This window comes from Cuneatibacter sp. NSJ-177, assembly GCF_022867805.1.
Classification (GTDB): Bacteria; Bacillota; Clostridia; order Lachnospirales; family Lachnospiraceae; genus Pseudolachnospira.
Map to the genome: position 1 here is coordinate 37,498 of NZ_JALIFO010000006.1, position 19,040 is coordinate 56,537.

The window sequence follows — 19,040 nt, forward strand, 5'->3', positions numbered from 1 at the left end:
ATTGGTGGAATCGAGTGATTTGAGGGAGAGGAACCGGCCGGACCGGGTGGTGAACGGCGGGCGGGGAATGAGACCCGGAAGGATTTTCTAATGAAGATTCTTCCGGGTTTTATATTTGTACCGTGGGAAATGTGACGGTTGAGATGTATGGATCTGGCGGTCTTCCTTTGCCCTCTTACTGCTAAAGAAAATATAAAAAAAGTTGAAACAAACAGCGGTAGTTTTCCGGAACTGTTTTACAATGTGTGACATAATGTTGTGAAAAAATGATATATGTTGAGAAAAATGTCGAAATGGTGTATAATTCAAGAAAAATAAAAAAAAGAAGAGGAATTCAGATAAATGTATTACATCAAAGACGGAGACCGATATTTAGCTCATATCAGTGAAGACGGGCGGGAACAGACGGTGGCGGAACACCAATGGGGGGTGGCGAAGAGAGCGGCAGAGTTTGCTGCGGCTTTTCAATCAAAGGAAATGGGATGGCGATGCGGAAGTATCCACGATTTGGGAAAATTTACCTTGGAATTTCTGGACAGGCTGCACGGCGGCAAAAAAATTGATCATTCTACGGCTGGTGCTCAGGAAGCTTTCCGCGCCAAGGATATTTTTTCTGCCATGTGCATCGCAGGTCATCACGGTGGCTTACCGGACAGCGGAACTCGTTTTGATGACTGCAGCGGAAATACCCTTTATGCAAAACTAAAGCGAGAACCTGGAAAACAAATTCCAGATTACAAAAAAGTAGTAGGAGAGATCTCGATTCCTGAAGCAACTCCCCCGGACTTTTGCCGGAAAGAAAAGTTTTCCTTCGCATTTTATACGCGGATGCTCTTTTCCTGTCTGGTTGATGCGGATTTTTTGGACACGGAATGCTTCATGAACGGAGAGCAGCCTCGCGGCAGGTATGAGGATATTTCAACTCTTTTAGAGCGCCTGAAAGATAAAGTTGAACCTTGGTGGGAGGCAAAGAACGACCTGAATGCGAAACGATGTGAAATTCTCCGCAGATGCTTTGATTTTGGAAATCAGATCAGGGATCTCTATTCCTTAACTGTCCCGACCGGAGGCGGCAAAACAGTTGCCACCCTTGCGTTTGCCCTGACCCATGCAGCATTCCATCAAATGCCCCGGATCATCTATGTAGTTCCCTACGTCAGCATCATCGAGCAGACCGCCGGAGTCTTCCGGGGGATTCTTGGAAAAGAGAATGTGGTAGAGCATCATTCCAACGTATCATTTCAAAGAGAAGGAAAGACTGACGATTTTGATCATGAGGAAGGAGAATGGGCACGGCGGCAGGCGCTGGCTACGGAAAATTGGGACGCACCTGTCATTGTAACCACTGCTGTCCAGTTTTTTGAATCCCTCTATTCCAATAAAGTGTCAAAATGCCGAAAACTCCATAATATTGCCAACAGTGTGATCATTTTCGATGAAGCTCAGATGATTCCCTTGACCAGCTTGAAACCCTGTGTTTCTGCGATTGCCGAATTGGTAAAGAATTATAATTGTACGGCAGTTCTTTGTACCGCTACACAGCCATCGCTTCAGGAATATTTTGCGCCGATGCCGATTCGAGAGATCTGTCCGGATGTAGGTGGTTTATTTGATTTTTTTCAGCGTGTCACTTATCAGAATTTAGGAAAAATCAACAATTCCGAGTTGTCAGACCGGTTAAAAAAACAAAAACAAGTTTTGTGTGTGGTGAACACGAAAGCTCAGGCACAGAAATTGTACCGCGAATTTGCCGGAGAAGGAGGGTTCCATTTATCCACACTGATGACACCCAATCATCGGAGAGACAAACTTAAGTTAATACGGTTAAGATTGAAAGATGGCTCGGACTGCCGTGTGGTATCGACCAGTCTAATTGAGGCTGGGGTTGATCTGGATTTTCCCACAGTCTATCGGGAACTGGCTGGATTGGACTCTATTTTACAGGCGGGCGGCCGGTGTAATCGGGAGGGGATCCGGACTAGAAGCGAAAGTCTGGTCTATGTGTTTCAGGCGGAGGGGAAAATCCCCCCGATGTTTATGCCGAATGTAAAAGCCACGGAATATGTGATGGAAAAGTACGAAGAGATTTATTTGCCGGATGCAATTCAGACCTATTTTAACTTTTTACATAAAATCCGAGAGACAGAACTGGACTCAGCGCATATCTTAGACATGCTGGAAAACGGCGCGAATGGAAGCGTACTGCCTCTTCGTACTGTCGCCGAACGATTTCGGATGATTGATTCTGAGACAAAGACCGTCTACATTCCAAATGAAGAAAATAAGGAAGAGATCGAAAAACTAAGGCTGGGGCTTTGGTCCAAGGATCTTTTGCGTGAAATCGGTCAGGATTCGGTCAATGTCTATCCCAATCATTGGAAAAGGCTTGATCAGATGGGAGCCTTGGAAATGTTAAATGAAAATGCAGCAATTTTATGCCGGTCAGATTTGTATCGGGAAGATATAGGGTTGGATATGGAAGGCGAAGAAGGAATCGGATGGTTTTTGTAGATAACAAAATAAAATAATATTGTTGATAAGATATTTAAATTGTAGTAAGATTTAAATAAAGAAAAATAGTGACATCTACAAATTGTTGATTTTATCTATCTTTCATATAACAGGCGAAAGTATAAATTGCGGAGACAAAAGAAAGGGAGTGAAACGATGAGCGTAAGGGTAGAGGTATGGGGGGATTATGCCTGTTACTCGAGACCAGAAATGAAGGCGGAACGGGTCAGTTATGACTGCATGACGCCGAGCGCGGCCAGAGGGATTTTGGAAGCAGTCTACTGGCACCCGGGAATGGTGTGGAGAATAGACAAAATCTATGTCCTCAGCCCGATTCAGTTCACTAACATACGACGGAATGAGGTAAAGTCTAAAATATCCGCCCGGAATGTTCAAACTGTGATGAACAGAGGGACCGGCCCACTGTATTTAGTGACTTCGGATGATATCCAGCAGAGGGCATCGTTGGTGTTAAAAGATGTCCGCTACGTGATTGAGGCACATTTTGATATGACAGACAAGGCCAATGCCAGTGACAATCCAGGAAAGTTTCAGGATATTATCAAACGGCGTTTGGCCCGCGGACAATGTTATCACACCCCCTATTTTGGCTGCAGGGAATTCCCGGTCCATTTCCGTTTATACGAGGAAGAAGAAATTTCTACAGCCTACCCGGACACGGATCGAGAATTAGGCTATATGTTGTATGATCTTGACTACAGTAATCCAGAGGATATCCGGCCGATGTTTTTCCGGGCAACTTTGATAAAGGGAGTTTTGGATTTGCGGGATTGTGAGGTGGTTCGATGATTCTGCAAGCATTGGTCAGTTACTACGAGTCTTTAGTGGAAAAAGGAAAATTGGCGCGTCCGGGATGGAATTTAGTCAAGGTTTCTTACGCTCTTCGAATCGGTGAGGATGGCTCCTTACTTCAGGTCGTACCTTTAAAGCAGGAGGTGACTCGTGGAAAGAAGCAGGTTTTTATTCCAAGAGAGATGAATCTTCCGGCGCCCTTTAAACGGTCGGTAGGGATCAATCCCAATTTTCTTTGTGATAATTCCAGTTATATTTTGGGAATTGATAAAAAGGGAAAACCAGAGCGGACAAGGGAATGTTTTGAAGCATGCAGGGCCTTTCACGAAAAACTTTTGTCAGGAACCGACAGTCCGTTTGCTAAAGGAATTCTGGCGTTCTTCCAGAACTGGAATCCTGACCAGGCAGCGGAGCATCCGGAGTTGTCAGAAGTTTGGGAGGATATTCAGGACAATGCCAATCTGACTTTTCAGATGGATCTGACTTTGGCCAGTGAAGATCAGGAGATCCGAGATGCCTGGCAAACGTATTACGATAAAGCAGAAGAGGATTCGCAGCAAATGCCATGCCTGGTCACCGGAAGAAAAGCTCCTGCCGCCAGATTGCACCCAAACCTGAAAGGCGTACGCGGAGCTCAGTCTTCGGGGGCATCCTTGGTCTCCTTCAATGCAGCATCCTATGAGTCCTATGGCAAGGAACAGGGATTGAACGCGCCTGTCAGCGAATACGCCGCATTTGCCTATGGGGCTGCCTTAAATTATTTGCTTTCCCATCCAGGACGGGTCCAGATGATTGGAGACACCACAGTGGTGTCCTGGGCGGAAGATGGGGATGAAGTAAAACAAGATTTATTTATGGATTTCTTTGCGGGCGCTGGAGAAGATACTCCGATGACGGAAAATGAATTGACGAGTCTTTTGTCAAAATTAGCAGAGGGAAAACCAATTGACTGGAAGGGAATCGAGGTGGAACCGTTCAATCGATACTATATTCTGGGGCTGGCTCCAAATGCAGCACGCGTATCCGTGCGTTTCTTCCTGCAAAAAGATTTTCAGACTTTGGCTAAAAACTTGAAAGAACATTACGAACGGATCAGAATCGTACGTCCCGCTTGGGACCGGTGGGACGATATTCCTTTGGATCGTCTGCTTTTTGAAACAGTAAATCCAAATGCCAGAGACAAGACGCCCTCCCCGGAGATGTCGGGCGAGGTGCTGCGGGCAATTCTGAATGGTTCCAATTATCCGGCCACATTTTATTCGAGCACGATGCTGCGGATCCGCGCAGAACGCCAGATTACCCGTGGAAAAGCCGCGATAATAAAAGCTTATCTGTTGAAAAACTATGAGGAAAAATATCGGGAGGTGAACATGGTGGGATTAAATCCAGATAGGATGGATGTAGCGTATGTACTGGGAAGACTGTTTTCTGTGCTGGAAGCGTTGCAGCAGAATGCGAATCCAACCATCAATGCAACAATTCGGGACAAATATTTTAGCTCAGCCTGTGAAACTCCGGCAATGATTTATCCGGTGTTGATAAAATTATCCGAAAACCATCTGAAAAAGATTCGGGGGAATGTAAGTGCAAATGTATATTTCGAAAAACAGATAACGGATTTGATGGGGAGAATCGGAACTTTTCCGACGCATTTGAACTTAGAAGATCAAGGGAATTTTCTTTTAGGCTATTATCATCAGACACAGGATCGGTATACGAAAAAGGAGGATAAGTAAAATGGCAGAAGCGATTAAAAACCGGTATGAGTTTGTAATTCTTTTCGATGTGGAGAACGGGAATCCAAATGGTGATCCGGATGCGGGAAATATGCCTCGATTTGACCCGGCGACAGGCGTTGGATTGATTACAGATGTATGCTTGAAAAGAAAAATCCGCAATTATGTGGAAACGGTAAAAGAAGATGCAAGGGGTTACCGGATTTATATTAAGGACGGTGTTCCGTTAAACCGGAGTGATGCGGAAGCATATCAGGCTCTTGATGTGGATGATAAAACAATCAAAGATCGAAAAAAGAAAGATCCGGATGTGGACCAGAAAATTCGGGACTTCATGTGCAGCAATTTTTACGACATTCGGACCTTCGGAGCAGTGATGACTACTTTTGTAAAAGCAGCCTTAAATTGCGGACAAGTTCGCGGCCCTGTCCAATTGGGTTTTGCTCATTCCGTAGAGCCGGTGATGCCACAGGAAATAACCATAACTCGTGTGGCAATTACGACGGAAGCGGATGCAGAGAAAAAAGGAACTGAGATGGGACGAAAATATATTATTCCTTATGGCCTGTACCGGGCAGAGGGATATGTGTCGGCAAATTTGGCAAGAAAAGTCACTGGCTTTTCGGAAGAAGATCTGGAACTTTTATGGGAAGCTATTTTAAATATGTTTGAGCATGACCATTCAGCAGCCCGCGGAAAAATGGCGGTTCGGGAACTGATCATCTTTAAGCATGACAGTGAGATGGGGAATGCCCCGGCCTATAAGTTGTTTGAGACGGTCACTGTAGAGCGGAAAAACCCGGAAACACCGGCGCGTAGCTATGGAGATTATCGAGTGGAGGTAAAGGCGGAATTAATTCCGGAAGGAGTTACTTGTCTCCGCAGATCGTAAAGAAATGGAGATGCCAGGATGGAGGAAGAGGACTATTTAATGATTTCGGGGCTGCAGCATTTCTCCTTTTGCCGGCGTCAGTGGGCACTGATCCATGTTGAAAACCAATGGGAAGAAAATCTACGAACTGTGGAGGGGGAGCTGTTCCACAAACGCGCTCATGAGGAAGAACTGACAGAAAAGCGGGGGGACCTTTTAGTCACTCATGGTATGAAGGTTGCCTCTCGGACAATGGGAGTTACGGGCGTTTGTGATGTGGTGGAATTTCATCAAGATCCGGATGGTATTGCTTTGCGTGGCTGGGATGGGTTTTGGAAGCCCTATCCGGTAGAGTATAAAAAAGGCCTTCCCAAAGCCGTGGATGCCGACCGCCTGCAGCTTTGTGCTCAAGCGATGTGTCTGGAAGAAATGTTGGTGTGTTCGATTCCGGAAGGAAGCCTGTTTTACGGAGAAAGCCGCCGTCGGGAAGAGGTAGAGTTTTCCACGTGTTTAAGAAGTCAGGTGGAGGAAATGTTCCGGGAAATGCACGATTATTTTCAAAGAGGGTATACCCCTAAGAGCAAAAGGACCAAAAGCTGCAACGCCTGTTCTTTGAAGGAAGTCTGTTTACCGCAGCTTGGTAAAACATTATCGGTCCAGGAATATCTGAACAACGCCATGAAGGAGGAGTGAAAATGAAAACTTTACTGAATACGTTGTTCGTGATGACCGAAGATGCGTACCTTACTTTGGACGGAGAAAATGTGGTTGTCCGTAAAGGGGAAGATGTGATGGGACGTTTCCCGTTACATACACTGCAGGGAATCTATTCTTTTTCCTATGCGGGAGCAAGCCCTGCCTTCATGGGAGCATGTGGGAAGCGGGGGATTAACCTCTGCTTCCTGAGTCCCGGCGGACGTTTTTGGGCGAGAGTCAACGGGCCAAGCCAAGGCAATGTTCTGCTGCGCCGCAAACAGTACCGTTTGGCAGATCAGGAAGATGAATGCTGTAAAATTGCGCGTTTCTTTATTTTTGGAAAGGTGTATAATTGTCGGTGGAGTATTGAACGGACTCTTCGGGATCACGCGCTGCGAGTGGAGGAAGAACGGCTGCGGCAGGTATCCGGTCAGTTGGCAGAATCTCTTCCTGAGATTTTAGCGGCTAAAAACTTGGAAAGTCTCCGCGGGATAGAAGGGAAGACGGCGGAACAATATTTTAGCGTATTTGACGAAATGATTTTGAATCAGAAAAAAGATTTCTATTTCCAGAACAGAAACCGTCGGCCGCCGAGGGATCCGATCAATGCAATGCTGTCGTTTGCCTACACCTTATTGGCATCCGATTGCGCGTCGGCCTTGGAAGCGGTGGGATTGGACTCTTATGTTGGTTTCCTACACTGTGACAGGCCAGGGCGAACTTCTTTGGCACTGGACCTGATGGAAGAACTCAGAGGCGCTTTTGCTGATCGTTTTGTTTTGACACAGGTGAATAACCGCGCGGTTAAGAAGGCACATTTTACATGGCAGGAAAACGGAAGTGTTCTTTTAAATGAGGAGGGCCGGAAGCTGTTCCTAGGAGCTTGGCAAGAACGTAAGCGAGAAACAATTACGCACCCTTATCTAAAGGAAAAAATTCCCTGGGGATTAGTCCCCTATGTACAGGCCCTGTTGTTGGCACGTTATTTAAGAGAGGATTTGGACGGATACCCCCCGTTCTTGTGGAAATAAGATGCTGGTATTGATTACGTATGATGTGAATACAGAAGATGCAGCCGGAAAGAGCCGCCTGAGGAAGATTGCAAAGCAGTGTGTTAATTATGGACAGCGGGTTCAAAATTCTGTTTTCGAATGTCTCGTCGATGCGGCCCAGTGCAAGGTATTGCAGAGTAAGTTGCTGGATATTATGGATAAAGATAAGGACAGCTTGAGGTTTTACTATCTTGGAAAACAGTATGAGACAAAGATAGAGCATTTTGGGACGAAAGAGGGTTATAAACCAGAAGGAACATTGATGATTTGAATTGATTGATAATAGAAATAATGGCTGGTGCGAAGGGGAAGCTATCATAAAATCCTGGGAGGTTCGCACCGGAAATAGAGAGAAATGCGAAAGGAAAGGTCTGAAAATTGCTGGGGATATGGTGAAGAATTAGTTTGGATGTAATTGGATGTATTGTTTTATGGCTTGTTGTTTGTATTTTTGCGGTCGCTCCCGCTTGGGAGCGTGGATTGAAACAAATGAGTAGTGACCGATGGCAATGACTATTTACGGTCGCTCCCGCTTGGGAGCGTGGATTGAAACCTTGTTTCTCATTTCTGCGAACGATGCCCTCATCGTCGCTCCCGCTTGGGAGCGTGGATTGAAACATACTTGTACTCGTTTTCCTGCCGGATTTGATGGTCGCTCCCGCTTGGGAGCGTGGATTGAAACCCGTGGCCGTGACTTCTTCCTCCGGCGCTGCAACGGTCGCTCCCGCTTGGGAGCGTGGATTGAAACTTTTATTGCTTCTGACCTTGTGGGAGCAAAAGGCGTCGCTCCCGCTTGGGAGCGTGGATTGAAACTGCATCAGTAGGGAGAGAGGCAAAGACCTCGTCCATGTCGCTCCCGCTTGGGAGCGTGGATTGAAACTGGCTGTCCGATGCGCCCGTAGTGGTCGGGTCCGGTCGCTCCCGCTTGGGAGCGTGGATTGAAACATACGGCAAATGTGGTTAATATTGCGTTCCAGTTGTCGCTCCCGCTTGGGAGCGTGGATTGAAACCGGATATCGAGGCAAGTGGGATCTGGGGGATATCGTCGCTCCCGCTTGGGAGCGTGGATTGAAACGTAGCTGTCGTGACCCCTACAATTCCTGTAGCCACGTCGCTCCCGCTTGGGAGCGTGGATTGAAACCTTTATGGCTGAAATCGCAGATGAAAGCACCTCGGTCGCTCCCGCTTGGGAGCGTGGATTGAAACGGAGGATTTTATGAGCCTTGGAATAAAGGGAGAAAGTCGCTCCCGCTTGGGAGCGTGGATTGAAACGGATCGGATGTTGCACGAGGATGGACGTCTGATGGTCGCTCCCGCTTGGGAGCGTGGATTGAAACATAACTACCTGGAAGCAATCAATAGGTATTCGAGTCGCTCCCGCTTGGGAGCGTGGATTGAAACCAGATTGACACAAAGAAATTCGAGGAGTGGCGGGAGTCGCTCCCGCTTGGGAGCGTGGATTGAAACTCCGTTAAAAACTTAATTATCCAAATATCTGCATCGTCGCTCCCGCTTGGGAGCGTGGATTGAAACGTTTATTGTCACGTGATCACCTCCTAAAGGATAGTCGCTCCCGCTTGGGAGCGTGGATTGAAACGTAAGGTATGACAAAAGAAACCGAGGTCAAATCGTCGCTCCCGCTTGGGAGCGTGGATTGAAACCCTTGATTTTCTGATTAATACGCGATTTGGTAATTGTCGCTCCCGCTTGGGAGCGTGGATTGAAACTGCAAAAACATTACGCCGACGTGACCACCAACGAGTCGCTCCCGCTTGGGAGCGTGGATTGAAACGCAATGGTGACAAAATGTCTCAATAAACCGGATGTCGCTCCCGCTTGGGAGCGTGGATTGAAACGGCCCAATAGACATGCTGCACGGTATCCGTTGTCGTCGCTCCCGCTTGGGAGCGTGGATTGAAACTTGCGGAAAAATAACGATGAATCCGTATGAGTGCGTCGCTCCCGCTTGGGAGCGTGGATTGAAACGTTTTACCATGTTCCTTGTTGTGGCACTCGTGACGTCGCTCCCGCTTGGGAGCGTGGATTGAAACCCCAGCTGCCTCAAAGTGATACACCTTATCTGTAAGTCGCTCCCGCTTGGGAGCGTGGATTGAAACGCGCCGACGCCTGGTTGATTATCGCTTCGGCCTGTCGCTCCCGCTTGGGAGCGTGGATTGAAACTCGTACCACTTCCACTCCAGTTGCGGTTTTATAAGTCGCTCCCGCTTGGGAGCGTGGATTGAAACATCGATGTCCGCTTGTTTCATCCGACCAGAAACGTCGCTCCCGCTTGGGAGCGTGGATTGAAACCGCGCGATAAAAATCACTGTCATAACATGAATTAGTCGCTCCCGCTTGGGAGCGTGGATTGAAACCCCGAAGCGACTCAATTAGCTCCAGGAAAGCCTCGTCGCTCCCGCTTGGGAGCGTGGATTGAAACCTGCGGCGCGTGCTGATAATAATGAAAACGCACTTGTCGCTCCCGCTTGGGAGCGTGGATTGAAACGCCAGTCGGCGGCGCTCGATTGCATCCACCCCCGGTCGCTCCCGCTTGGGAGCGTGGATTGAAACTTTTCCGGATTAAGATCATCATAAATAATTTCTGGTCGCTCCCGCTTGGGAGCGTGGATTGAAACCATTGCCCGATGGCGCTCTTGGTTCAGGTACTTCTGTCGCTCCCGCTTGGGAGCGTGGATTGAAACTGTCATTTTGATCTCTGTTCTATCATCTTTTCGTCGCTCCCGCTTGGGAGCGTGGATTGAAACCAGGTTATCCCAGGATAGAGTCACCGCTGGATTGGTCGCTCCCGCTTGGGAGCGTGGATTGAAACCGTAGACCACACACCGGCCCTGGCGGATGTCCAGGTCGCTCCCGCTTGGGAGCGTGGATTGAAACACGGCTCCGGATGCTGCCGGGGCTTTTTTTGTCGTCGCTCCCGCTTGGGAGCGTGGATTGAAACACCGCTTCTTTCTACATAATCCATTTCTTTACCGTCGCTCCCGCTTGGGAGCGTGGATTGAAACGTGGTCATACTGCATGATCACATCGGTCATATCGCGTCGCTCCCGCTTGGGAGCGTGGATTGAAACGTTTTACCCGATATACATCCGGCACCTTTGTAAGGTCGCTCCCGCTTGGGAGCGTGGATTGAAACAGCTCCCTTCCACTAAAACAAGCCCCCAGGATCAGTCGCTCCCGCTTGGGAGCGTGGATTGAAACAGTTAATTGATAATTTTATTCAGGGTCTTACCGAGTCGCTCCCGCTTGGGAGCGTGGATTGAAACTGTAGCGGCTGTCCAAGTTACGGGATAGTAACTCGTCGCTCCCGCTTGGGAGCGTGGATTGAAACGAAGCGGGTCTTGTAAACGAAATAGCCAGACGTGTCGCTCCCGCTTGGGAGCGTGGATTGAAACATCATTTCGGTGTTTTCGTGCATGACATAGGCTTGTCGCTCCCGCTTGGGAGCGTGGATTGAAACATCATACAACCTCCCTTCTTTTTTGTATATCAAGTATCGCTCCTGCCTAGGAGCAATATTAAAACATAACCCCATACCAAAGTTTATAAGCTTTTGCCAAATTCCCCAAAACTCAAAGTACATACAACCTCCGCCCCTTATTTCCCCACATTTTTCCTGCCCCCTCTTGACAAAATCCTTCAACTCCACTATATTAGATAAGAAATCCCCCATCTACGGGGGCATAATAGTTTGAACAGCTAAGACGAAGAGGAGTACGTTCGCAGCGCTGACAGAGAGGATGGCTCACCGGCTGAAAGGCTATCCAAGTATGCGCGAATGGAAGGTAGCTTCCGAGCTGGACCGCTGAACGAGCGAAAGCAGTAGGCGGCCCCGTCTTGCCGGCGTTAAAGGCCCAGAGAACCAAAAAAGGTGGTACCGCGGTTATCATCGCCCTTTGCATAAGCAAGGGGCTTTTTTCTTTCCACTGACCAGTAAATCCAAACCACCGAAAAGAAACAAATATCATCGCTGGTTTCACTGAACCGCTGTTCGTTGCCGTCCCTGATGCCTACCCGGAATTTTGATTCAGTGAAACAGAACGAAACTTAACAGCAGTACCAGGAAAATACCCGCAAAAGGAGAAAAACCATGTCCAAGGAACTCAGCAAAACTTATAATCCAGGGGAGATCGAATCCCGTCTCTATGAGAAGTGGCTGAACAAAAAATATTTTGCAGCCAAAGTCAATAAAGCGAAAAAGCCGTTCACGATTGTGATGCCTCCGCCCAACATCACAGGACAGCTTCACATGGGTCATGCTCTGGACAACACACTCCAGGACATCCTGATCCGCTATAAGCGTATGCAGGGATATGAGGCTCTCTGGCAGCCGGGCACAGACCACGCCAGCATTGCCACCGAAGTGAAAATCATTGACAAGCTGAAATCGGAAGGCATTGATAAAAATGATTTGGGCCGGGATGGATTCTTGAAAAAAGCTTGGGAATGGAGAGAAGAGTACGGCGGCCGTATCGTTTCCCAGCTAAAAAAAATGGGCTCTTCCGCCGACTGGGACAGAGAGCGCTTTACCATGGATGAGGGATGTTCCAAGGCTGTTCAGGAAGTGTTCATTAAACTCTATGAAAAGGGTTATATTTATAAAGGATCCCGGATTATTAACTGGTGTCCGATCTGCCAGACCTCGATCTCAGATGCTGAGGTGGAACACGTGGAACAGGCTGGTCATTTCTGGCACATCAAATATCCGATTGTCGGAGAAGATGGCTATGTCGAAATCGCGACGACCCGTCCGGAGACTCTGCTTGGCGATACGGCCGTGGCGGTAAATCCTGATGACGAGCGTTACACCCATCTGGTCGGTAAAATGCTGAAACTGCCGTTGACTGACCGGGAAATTCCAGTGATTGCCGACCCTTATGTAGATAAGGAATTTGGAACCGGTTGCGTGAAGATTACGCCGGCCCACGACCCCAACGATTTTGAGGTGGGAAAACGTCATAACCTGCCGGAGATCAATATTTTAAACGACGACGCCACGATCAATGAAAACGGCGGAAAATATGCCGGCCTGGATCGTTATGAAGCCAGAAAGCAGATGGTGGAGGAACTGGAGCAGCAGGGCCTGCTGGTCAAGGTGGTGGATCATGTCCACAACGTCGGCACCCACGATCGCTGTAAGACAACGGTGGAGCCGATGATCAAGCAGCAATGGTTCGTCCGCATGGAAGAATTGGCAAAGCCCGCCATTGGGGCCCTGAAAACCGGAGAATTAAAATTTGTACCGGAGCGTTTTGATAAAATTTATCTGCACTGGCTGGAGAATATCCGCGATTGGTGTATTTCCCGTCAGCTGTGGTGGGGTCACCGGATCCCGGCGTATTACTGCGACGAATGCGGGGAGGTGGTCGTCTCCCGTGAGGCGCCGGAGGTCTGCCCGAAGTGCGGATGCCGCCATCTGACGCAGGATCCGGATACCTTGGATACCTGGTTCAGCTCGGCTCTGTGGCCGTTTTCCACGCTGGGGTGGCCGGACAAAACCGAGGATCTGGAGTATTTTTACCCCACAGATGTGCTGGTGACCGGCTATGATATCATCTTTTTCTGGGTAATCCGGATGGTCTTCTCCGGTTATGAGCAGACAGGAAAGAGCCCATTCCATACCGTCCTGATTCACGGCCTGATCCGCGATTCCCAGGGACGCAAGATGAGCAAATCCCTCGGGAACGGAATTGATCCTCTGGAGGTGATTGATAAATACGGCGCCGACGCATTGCGCATGACGCTGGTGACCGGCAATGCGCCCGGCAATGATATGCGCTTTTACTGGGAGCGTGTGGAATCCAGCCGGAACTTTGCGAACAAGGTCTGGAATGCGTCCCGCTTTATCATGATGAACATGGACGGCGTGGATACGTCGAAAGTTGCCTTGAGCGACCTGGAAGACGCCGACAAGTGGATCCTCTCCAAGGTAAATCGTCTGACCGGCGAAGTGACCGAGAACATGGATAAATATGAGCTTGGAATCGCCATGCAGAAAGTTTATGACTTTATCTGGGAGGAATTCTGTGATTGGTATATCGAGATGGTGAAGCCTCGTTTTTACAGCGAGGGCGGGGACAGCAGTAAAGCGGCGGCCTGCTGGACGCTTAAAACCGTTCTGATCACGGCCTTGAAGCTGCTGCATCCGTATATGCCGTTCATCACAGAAGAAGTTTTCTGTAATTTGCAGGACGAAGAAGAGACCATCATGCTGTCGGCCTGGCCGGCTCCCAAGGAGGAGTGGAATTTTGCCGAGACCGAGGAACGGGTGGGGATGGTGAAGGAGGCCGTCCGCGCGATCCGAAACGTTCGAATTTCGATGAACGTACCGCCGAGCAAAAAGGCTGCCGTTTACGTTGTTTCAGAAAAAGAACATGTCCGGGAAAGTTTTGAGAGCAGCAAGGCCTTCTTTGCGGCCCTGGGTTCGGCCAGCGAGGTGACGATTCAGGCCGATAAGGAAGGGATCGCCGACGATGCGGTTTCGGCCGTGACTCCTGACGCTGTGATCTATCTGCCTCTGGAAGATCTGGTGGACATTGCCAAGGAGATCGAGCGCCTGGAGAAGGAAGAAAAGCGCCTGACCGGCGAACTGGCCCGCGTGAATGGGATGCTTTCCAATGAAAAGTTCTTAAGCAAAGCCCCGGAATCCAAGATTCAGGAAGAGAAGGAAAAACTGGCGAAATATGCCCAGATGATGGATCAGGTGAAAGCCCGTCTTTCCCAGCTGAAATAAGGAGAGATGAGAAGCAGGGGAGCGGAGACATTCGTTAATTCCGCTCCCTGCACCGATTTGAAACCAGAAGTCCGAGCCCCGGAGGGAGCAATATGAAAAAATTTATATCCTGGAATGTCAATGGCCTGCGGGCCTGCGTAACCAAAGGCTTTTTGGACTATTTTAAGGAAGCAGATGCAGATGCGTTCTGCATTCAGGAAAGTAAGCTGCAGGAGGGACAGTTATCGCTGGATATACCCGGCTATCATCAGTATTGGAATTATGCCCAGAAAAAGGGGTATTCCGGAACCGCGATTTTCACTAAGGAAGAGCCACTGTCGGTCTCATATGGAATCGGGATTCCGGAGCATGATCAGGAAGGCCGTGTGATTACCCTGGAGTTTCCGGGATATTTTCTAGTGACTTGCTACACACCGAATTCCCAGGAAGGCCTGGCCCGTCTTTCTTACCGGATGGAATGGGAGGATGCCTTCCGCAGCTATCTGAAGAATCTGGAGGAGACAAAACCGGTGGTTTTCTGCGGCGATCTGAACGTGGCTCACAAGGAGATCGACCTGAAAAATCCCAAGACCAACCGAAAAAACGCAGGCTTTACCGATGAAGAGCGGGGGAAATTCACCAAGCTCCTGGACAGCGGTTTTCTCGATACGTTCCGGTATTTTTATCCGGACGCAGAGGGAATTTATTCCTGGTGGTCTTACCGGTTTAAAGCGCGGGAAAAGAACGCCGGATGGCGGATCGACTATTTTTGCGTTTCTCAGTGCCTGAAAGAGAATCTGATCTCTGCCTCCATCCACACGGATGTGTTTGGTTCCGACCATTGTCCGGTGGAGCTTTGTTTTGAGGAGTCCAAATGACTTTTGCCGAATGGAAGCAAAAATATGGCCTCAACGGCTTCTGCCTAAAAGTAATTGCAATGGTGACGATGCTGATCGATCACGCGGCGATTGTGTTTTTGATACCGGGAGAAACCTATATTAATCTGCGGATTATCGGAAGGATCGCCTTTCCGATTTTCTGCTTTTTATTGGCGGAAGGCGCAATTTATACTCATAGTTTAAAAAAATATACCGCACGGCTGGCTGTGTTTGCCTTGCTTTCCGAGATTCCGTTCAATGTGGCAATCTACGGCTCCATCTGGTATCCGGATTCCCAAAATGTGTTTTTTACTTTAGCACTGTCGGTTCTGGTGCTTTGGTTTTATCAGTGGGCGTATCAGAGGCAGCAGGTTGTCCTGGCGGTTCCGGTGGCAGCGGCAGCTATGGCGCTGGCGGAGTGGATCCACAGCGATTACGGCGCCATGGGAATCTGTATGGTTCTCTTGTTTTATTTTCTTCGGGATCTTCCCTGGTGGAAGTATCTGCTGATCGGCGGATTCTTTGGCCTGACTTGGTGGGGGTCTCTGCAAATCTACGCATTGCTGGCTTTTCCCTTGTTTTTTCTTTATAACCGTGACCGGGGACCAGCCTTTAACAAATATGTATTTTATGGATTTTATCCGGTCCATCTGTTGCTTTTATGGGGAATTTCCTGTATTCTGTAAGGGAGAAGATTTTGCGGGCAATATTCCCGCACGGAGGATTCCGTAATTTCGGGAGGAAGATTTATGTTAGACGGAAAAAAGTCGCTGTTCAGCGGAATGCAGGCGACGGGAAACATTACAATTGGAAACTACATGGGAGCTTTAAGAAACTGGGTTTCCTTAAACGAAGAATATGAATGCTTTTTCTGCGTGGTGGATGAGCACTCGATCACGATCCGTCAGGATCCGGCAGAGCTTCGGAAACGCGCTAGAAATTTGCTGATGCTTTACATTGCGGCCGGTTTGGACCCGAAGAAAAACTGTATTTATTATCAGTCCCATGTGTCGGCTCATGCGGAACTGGCTTGGATTTTAAACTGTTTTACCTACATGGGTGAGCTGAGCCGTATGACCCAATTCAAGGATAAATCGCAGAAACATGCGGATAATATCAATGCAGGTTTGTTCGATTACCCAGTATTGATGGCGGCCGATATTCTGTTATTCCAGAGCGATGTGGTGCCGGTCGGCGTGGATCAGATGCAGCATCTGGAACTGACCAGAGATGTGGCTCAGCGCTTTAACGGAATCTACGGCGACGTATTCACGATCCCGGAAGCTTATATCGGCAAGGTTGGCGCCAAGATCATGAGTCTTCAGGATCCTGGTAAGAAGATGAGCAAATCTGATGAGAATCCCAATGCCAGCATATATCTGATGGATGATCCGGATGCGGTGATGCGGAAATGCAAACGGGCGGTTACAGATTCCGAGGGAATCATTCTTTACCGCGACGAGCAGCCTGGAGTGAAAAACTTGATCGATATCTATTCGGCCTGTACCGGCAAGAAGCCGGAGGAAGTTGTAAAGGAATTTGACGGAAGAGGCTATGGCGATTTTAAGATTGCGGTAGGGGAAGCATTGATTTCTATCATGAAACCGATTCAGGAAGAGCATGCCCGCTTGTCGAAAGATAAAGCCTATGTGGACGGTATCATCAAGGAAAACGCGGAGAAGGCTGCCTATTATGCCAACAAAACCCTGCGTAAAGTGCAGAAAAAGGTTGGTTTCCCGGAGCGGATCCGCTAACTTTTCGGAACATTTCCAAAAGAGAAGGCAGGTCGCCGCAGGGCGGGGTGCCTTAGAGGAGGTACAATATGGATAATTACAACAGCCGTGCGCGGGAACTCCGCCGCAGAAGGCGCCGGAGGCGTGTAATCCGGAACCGTATTATTTTTGCCTGTGTGGTGATTTTGCTGGTAGTCGGAATCGTTTTTCTGGTGAAATGGCTGAGCAGCGGCTCTTCTGAGACGCCAAAGGATACCAGCGCTCCGGCGGCAAATGCGACGGAAGCGACAGGGACAAGCGCCGAGGCGGGAACTACACAAGCGGCTGCCGGTGCTGACTGGCAGGCGGTGCTGGCCGAAGCGGATATTCATTGTAAGCAGTATAACTATGATAAAGCGATTGAATTGGTGAAGGGAGTTAACGGCTACGAGGGCATTCCGGAGCTGTCTGATGCGATCTCCCGCTATGAGGCGGAGAAAGCAAAAGCAGTGCCTTATGATAAAATGTCCGAGATCACCCATGTCTTTTATCATACGCTGGTCATTGACGGAAGCGTGACTTTCCATCTCAGCGACGCTAAAAAAGTCAAAGATTACAACCAGGTCATGACCACGATTGACGAATTTAATAAGATTACCCAAGAAATGTACGACCGGGGTTATGTATTGGTCGATATTCACGATATCGCTCACCTGGAGACCCAGCCGGACGGCACCCAGAAAATGGTCTGGGGAACGATATATCTTCCGGAGGGAAAGACTCCCTTTGTCCTGTCCCAGGACGATGTCAGCTACTATGAGTATATGGAGGGCGACGGCTTTGCCAATCGTCTGGTGATCGATGAGAACGGCAGTATCACCAACGAGATCGATCAGGCGGACGGCAGTGTGGTGACTGGCTCCTATGACATGGTGCCTCTGGTGGAAGACTTTATTCGGGAGCATCCAGACTTCTCCTATCGGGGGGCCAGAGGAATCATTGCGCTGACCGGGTATAACGGAATTCTTGGCTATCGGACCGCGCCGAAATACGGGGATCCCAGCGATTCCAGCTATAAACCGGAATATGCCAAGTACAATGTAGACGAGGAGCGCCAGAAAGCGACGGCGGTTGCAGCCCGGATGCAGGAACTGGGGTGGCGTTTTGCCAGCCATAGCTGGGGGCATAAAGACTACGGTGCACTGAGCTTTGAGAAACTCCAGACTGACGCTCAGAAATGGGAGGATCAGGTGGAGCCCCTGCTGGGCGGGAATATCGACACGATTATTTTCCCATTTGGAGCGGATTTGGGCGAAGGAAGCTGGAGAGGATACGACCATTCGGATTCGATTCAGCAGAAATACAAGTACCTGGACGGCTTGGGCTTTGACTACTATTGCCCGGTGGATGGTTCCCAGTATTGGACCCAGATGAAGGACGGGTATTTCCGTCAGGGCCGGAGAAACTTGGACGGCATTCGGATGTGGTGGGCTGTTTCCGGCTATAAGGATACGCTCTCAGATCTGTTTGATGCAAACAAAGTGTTTGACAAGACACGGCCGACGCCGGTAGAAAATTTGTAACGGAATCGGCTTGACAAAAAGACTGCGCTTGAGAGGCTGGTAGAACAGACCGGCATTTCAGGCGCAGTATTTTTTATATCACGGAAATTTCCTGTGATATAAAAAACACTTCGCAAAGGATCCTCTCTCTTCACGTGTGGTGAACCTAGGGGACGCAAATGCAATGGAACATGTCGCTGACGAGACGCATTTGCGGTCCAGAATTTCGCAGAAAGCCGTAAATTTGTTTTTTTGCCCGAACATAGGAAAAGGAAGAAGATTCCGTGGATTATCTAAAGTTAGGAATTTGAATTAAAAAGAATGCGCTTCATAGGTACCAAAGGAAAAGAGAGAAATGCTTAAGACCAGCAGAAATGCGGAACGTCAATATAAGGCGAAGCGGCGTTACATTTATAAATGTGAAAAAATATCATAAATAAAAGATATAATATGAATAAAATCGATTGATAGCAAGAAAA

General features: G+C 48.7%; 12 protein-coding genes and 1 CRISPR repeat array. All 12 genes read left to right on the plus strand.

The features are described 5' to 3' along the window. The first annotated feature begins 342 nt into the window (after positions 1-342). The 12 genes from cas3 to MUB23_RS08240 all read left to right on the plus strand — a co-directional run bounded on the left by cas3 (position 343) and on the right by MUB23_RS08240 (position 18,582). Complete coding sequence (cas3, locus tag MUB23_RS08185; protein ID WP_244799894.1) at positions 343-2,511, plus strand: CRISPR-associated helicase Cas3'; 2,169 nt, start codon at positions 343-345, stop codon at positions 2,509-2,511. A 156-nt stretch (positions 2,512-2,667) separates the two neighbouring features. After that, complete coding sequence (gene cas5c, locus MUB23_RS08190; protein WP_244799896.1) at positions 2,668-3,321, plus strand: type I-C CRISPR-associated protein Cas5c; 654 nt, start codon at positions 2,668-2,670, stop codon at positions 3,319-3,321. After that, on the plus strand, positions 3,318-5,060 hold the full coding sequence (gene cas8c, locus MUB23_RS08195; RefSeq protein ID WP_244799898.1) for a type I-C CRISPR-associated protein Cas8c/Csd1: 1,743 nt from the start codon (positions 3,318-3,320) through the stop codon (positions 5,058-5,060). The genes cas5c and cas8c overlap by 4 nt, the downstream gene beginning before the upstream one ends. 1 nt (position 5,061) lies before the next feature. Beyond that, positions 5,062-5,952, plus strand: a complete 891-nt coding sequence (cas7c, locus tag MUB23_RS08200) for a type I-C CRISPR-associated protein Cas7/Csd2 (protein ID WP_244799900.1) — start codon at positions 5,062-5,064, stop codon at positions 5,950-5,952. A gap of 18 nt (positions 5,953-5,970) precedes the next feature. Beyond that, entirely contained in the window at positions 5,971-6,624 is a 654-nt protein-coding gene (gene cas4, locus MUB23_RS08205; protein WP_244799903.1) for a CRISPR-associated protein Cas4, read from the plus strand. A 2-nt stretch (positions 6,625-6,626) separates the two neighbouring features. Continuing rightward, positions 6,627-7,658, plus strand: a complete 1,032-nt coding sequence (gene cas1c / locus MUB23_RS08210; protein ID WP_244799905.1) for a type I-C CRISPR-associated endonuclease Cas1c — start codon at positions 6,627-6,629, stop codon at positions 7,656-7,658. Position 7,659: 1 nt separating this feature from the next. Further along, the gene (gene cas2, locus MUB23_RS08215; RefSeq protein ID WP_244799906.1) at positions 7,660-7,950 is read left to right on the plus strand and encodes a CRISPR-associated endonuclease Cas2; all 291 of its coding nucleotides are present in this window, start codon (positions 7,660-7,662) and stop codon (positions 7,948-7,950) included. A 185-nt stretch (positions 7,951-8,135) separates the two neighbouring features. Next, positions 8,136-11,157: a CRISPR direct-repeat array (repeat unit 31 nt; unit sequence GTCGCTCCCGCTTGGGAGCGTGGATTGAAAC). A gap of 630 nt (positions 11,158-11,787) precedes the next feature. Further along, positions 11,788-14,430: a valine--tRNA ligase gene (locus MUB23_RS08220; protein WP_244799908.1), complete on the plus strand. Its 2,643-nt coding sequence runs from the start codon at positions 11,788-11,790 to the stop codon at positions 14,428-14,430. Between the two features lie 92 nt (positions 14,431-14,522). Beyond that, positions 14,523-15,287 (plus strand): exodeoxyribonuclease III, encoded by a 765-nt coding sequence (locus tag MUB23_RS08225; protein WP_244799910.1) that lies wholly within the window; start codon positions 14,523-14,525, stop codon positions 15,285-15,287. Then, positions 15,284-15,973: a TraX family protein gene (locus MUB23_RS08230; RefSeq protein WP_244799912.1), complete on the plus strand. Its 690-nt coding sequence runs from the start codon at positions 15,284-15,286 to the stop codon at positions 15,971-15,973. Before MUB23_RS08225 ends, MUB23_RS08230 begins: the two co-directional genes overlap by 4 nt. 63 nt (positions 15,974-16,036) lie before the next feature. Next, positions 16,037-17,041: a tryptophan--tRNA ligase gene (gene trpS, locus MUB23_RS08235; RefSeq protein ID WP_244799913.1), complete on the plus strand. Its 1,005-nt coding sequence runs from the start codon at positions 16,037-16,039 to the stop codon at positions 17,039-17,041. 68 nt (positions 17,042-17,109) lie between these two features. Then, positions 17,110-18,582, plus strand: a complete 1,473-nt coding sequence (locus tag MUB23_RS08240) for a polysaccharide deacetylase family protein (protein ID WP_244799915.1) — start codon at positions 17,110-17,112, stop codon at positions 18,580-18,582. Positions 18,583-19,040 lie beyond the last annotated feature (458 nt).

Coding starts and splice junctions, on each gene's coding strand:
- cas3 (WP_244799894.1), top strand. CDS start 343: ATGTATTACATCAAAGACGGAGACCGATATTTAGCTCATATCAGTGAA.
- cas5c (WP_244799896.1), top strand. CDS start 2,668: ATGAGCGTAAGGGTAGAGGTATGGGGGGATTATGCCTGTTACTCGAGA.
- cas8c (WP_244799898.1), top strand. CDS start 3,318: ATGATTCTGCAAGCATTGGTCAGTTACTACGAGTCTTTAGTGGAAAAA.
- cas7c (WP_244799900.1), top strand. CDS start 5,062: ATGGCAGAAGCGATTAAAAACCGGTATGAGTTTGTAATTCTTTTCGAT.
- cas4 (WP_244799903.1), top strand. CDS start 5,971: ATGGAGGAAGAGGACTATTTAATGATTTCGGGGCTGCAGCATTTCTCC.
- cas1c (WP_244799905.1), top strand. CDS start 6,627: ATGAAAACTTTACTGAATACGTTGTTCGTGATGACCGAAGATGCGTAC.
- cas2 (WP_244799906.1), top strand. CDS start 7,660: ATGCTGGTATTGATTACGTATGATGTGAATACAGAAGATGCAGCCGGA.
- MUB23_RS08220 (WP_244799908.1), top strand. CDS start 11,788: ATGTCCAAGGAACTCAGCAAAACTTATAATCCAGGGGAGATCGAATCC.
- MUB23_RS08225 (WP_244799910.1), top strand. CDS start 14,523: ATGAAAAAATTTATATCCTGGAATGTCAATGGCCTGCGGGCCTGCGTA.
- MUB23_RS08230 (WP_244799912.1), top strand. CDS start 15,284: ATGACTTTTGCCGAATGGAAGCAAAAATATGGCCTCAACGGCTTCTGC.
- trpS (WP_244799913.1), top strand. CDS start 16,037: ATGTTAGACGGAAAAAAGTCGCTGTTCAGCGGAATGCAGGCGACGGGA.
- MUB23_RS08240 (WP_244799915.1), top strand. CDS start 17,110: ATGGATAATTACAACAGCCGTGCGCGGGAACTCCGCCGCAGAAGGCGC.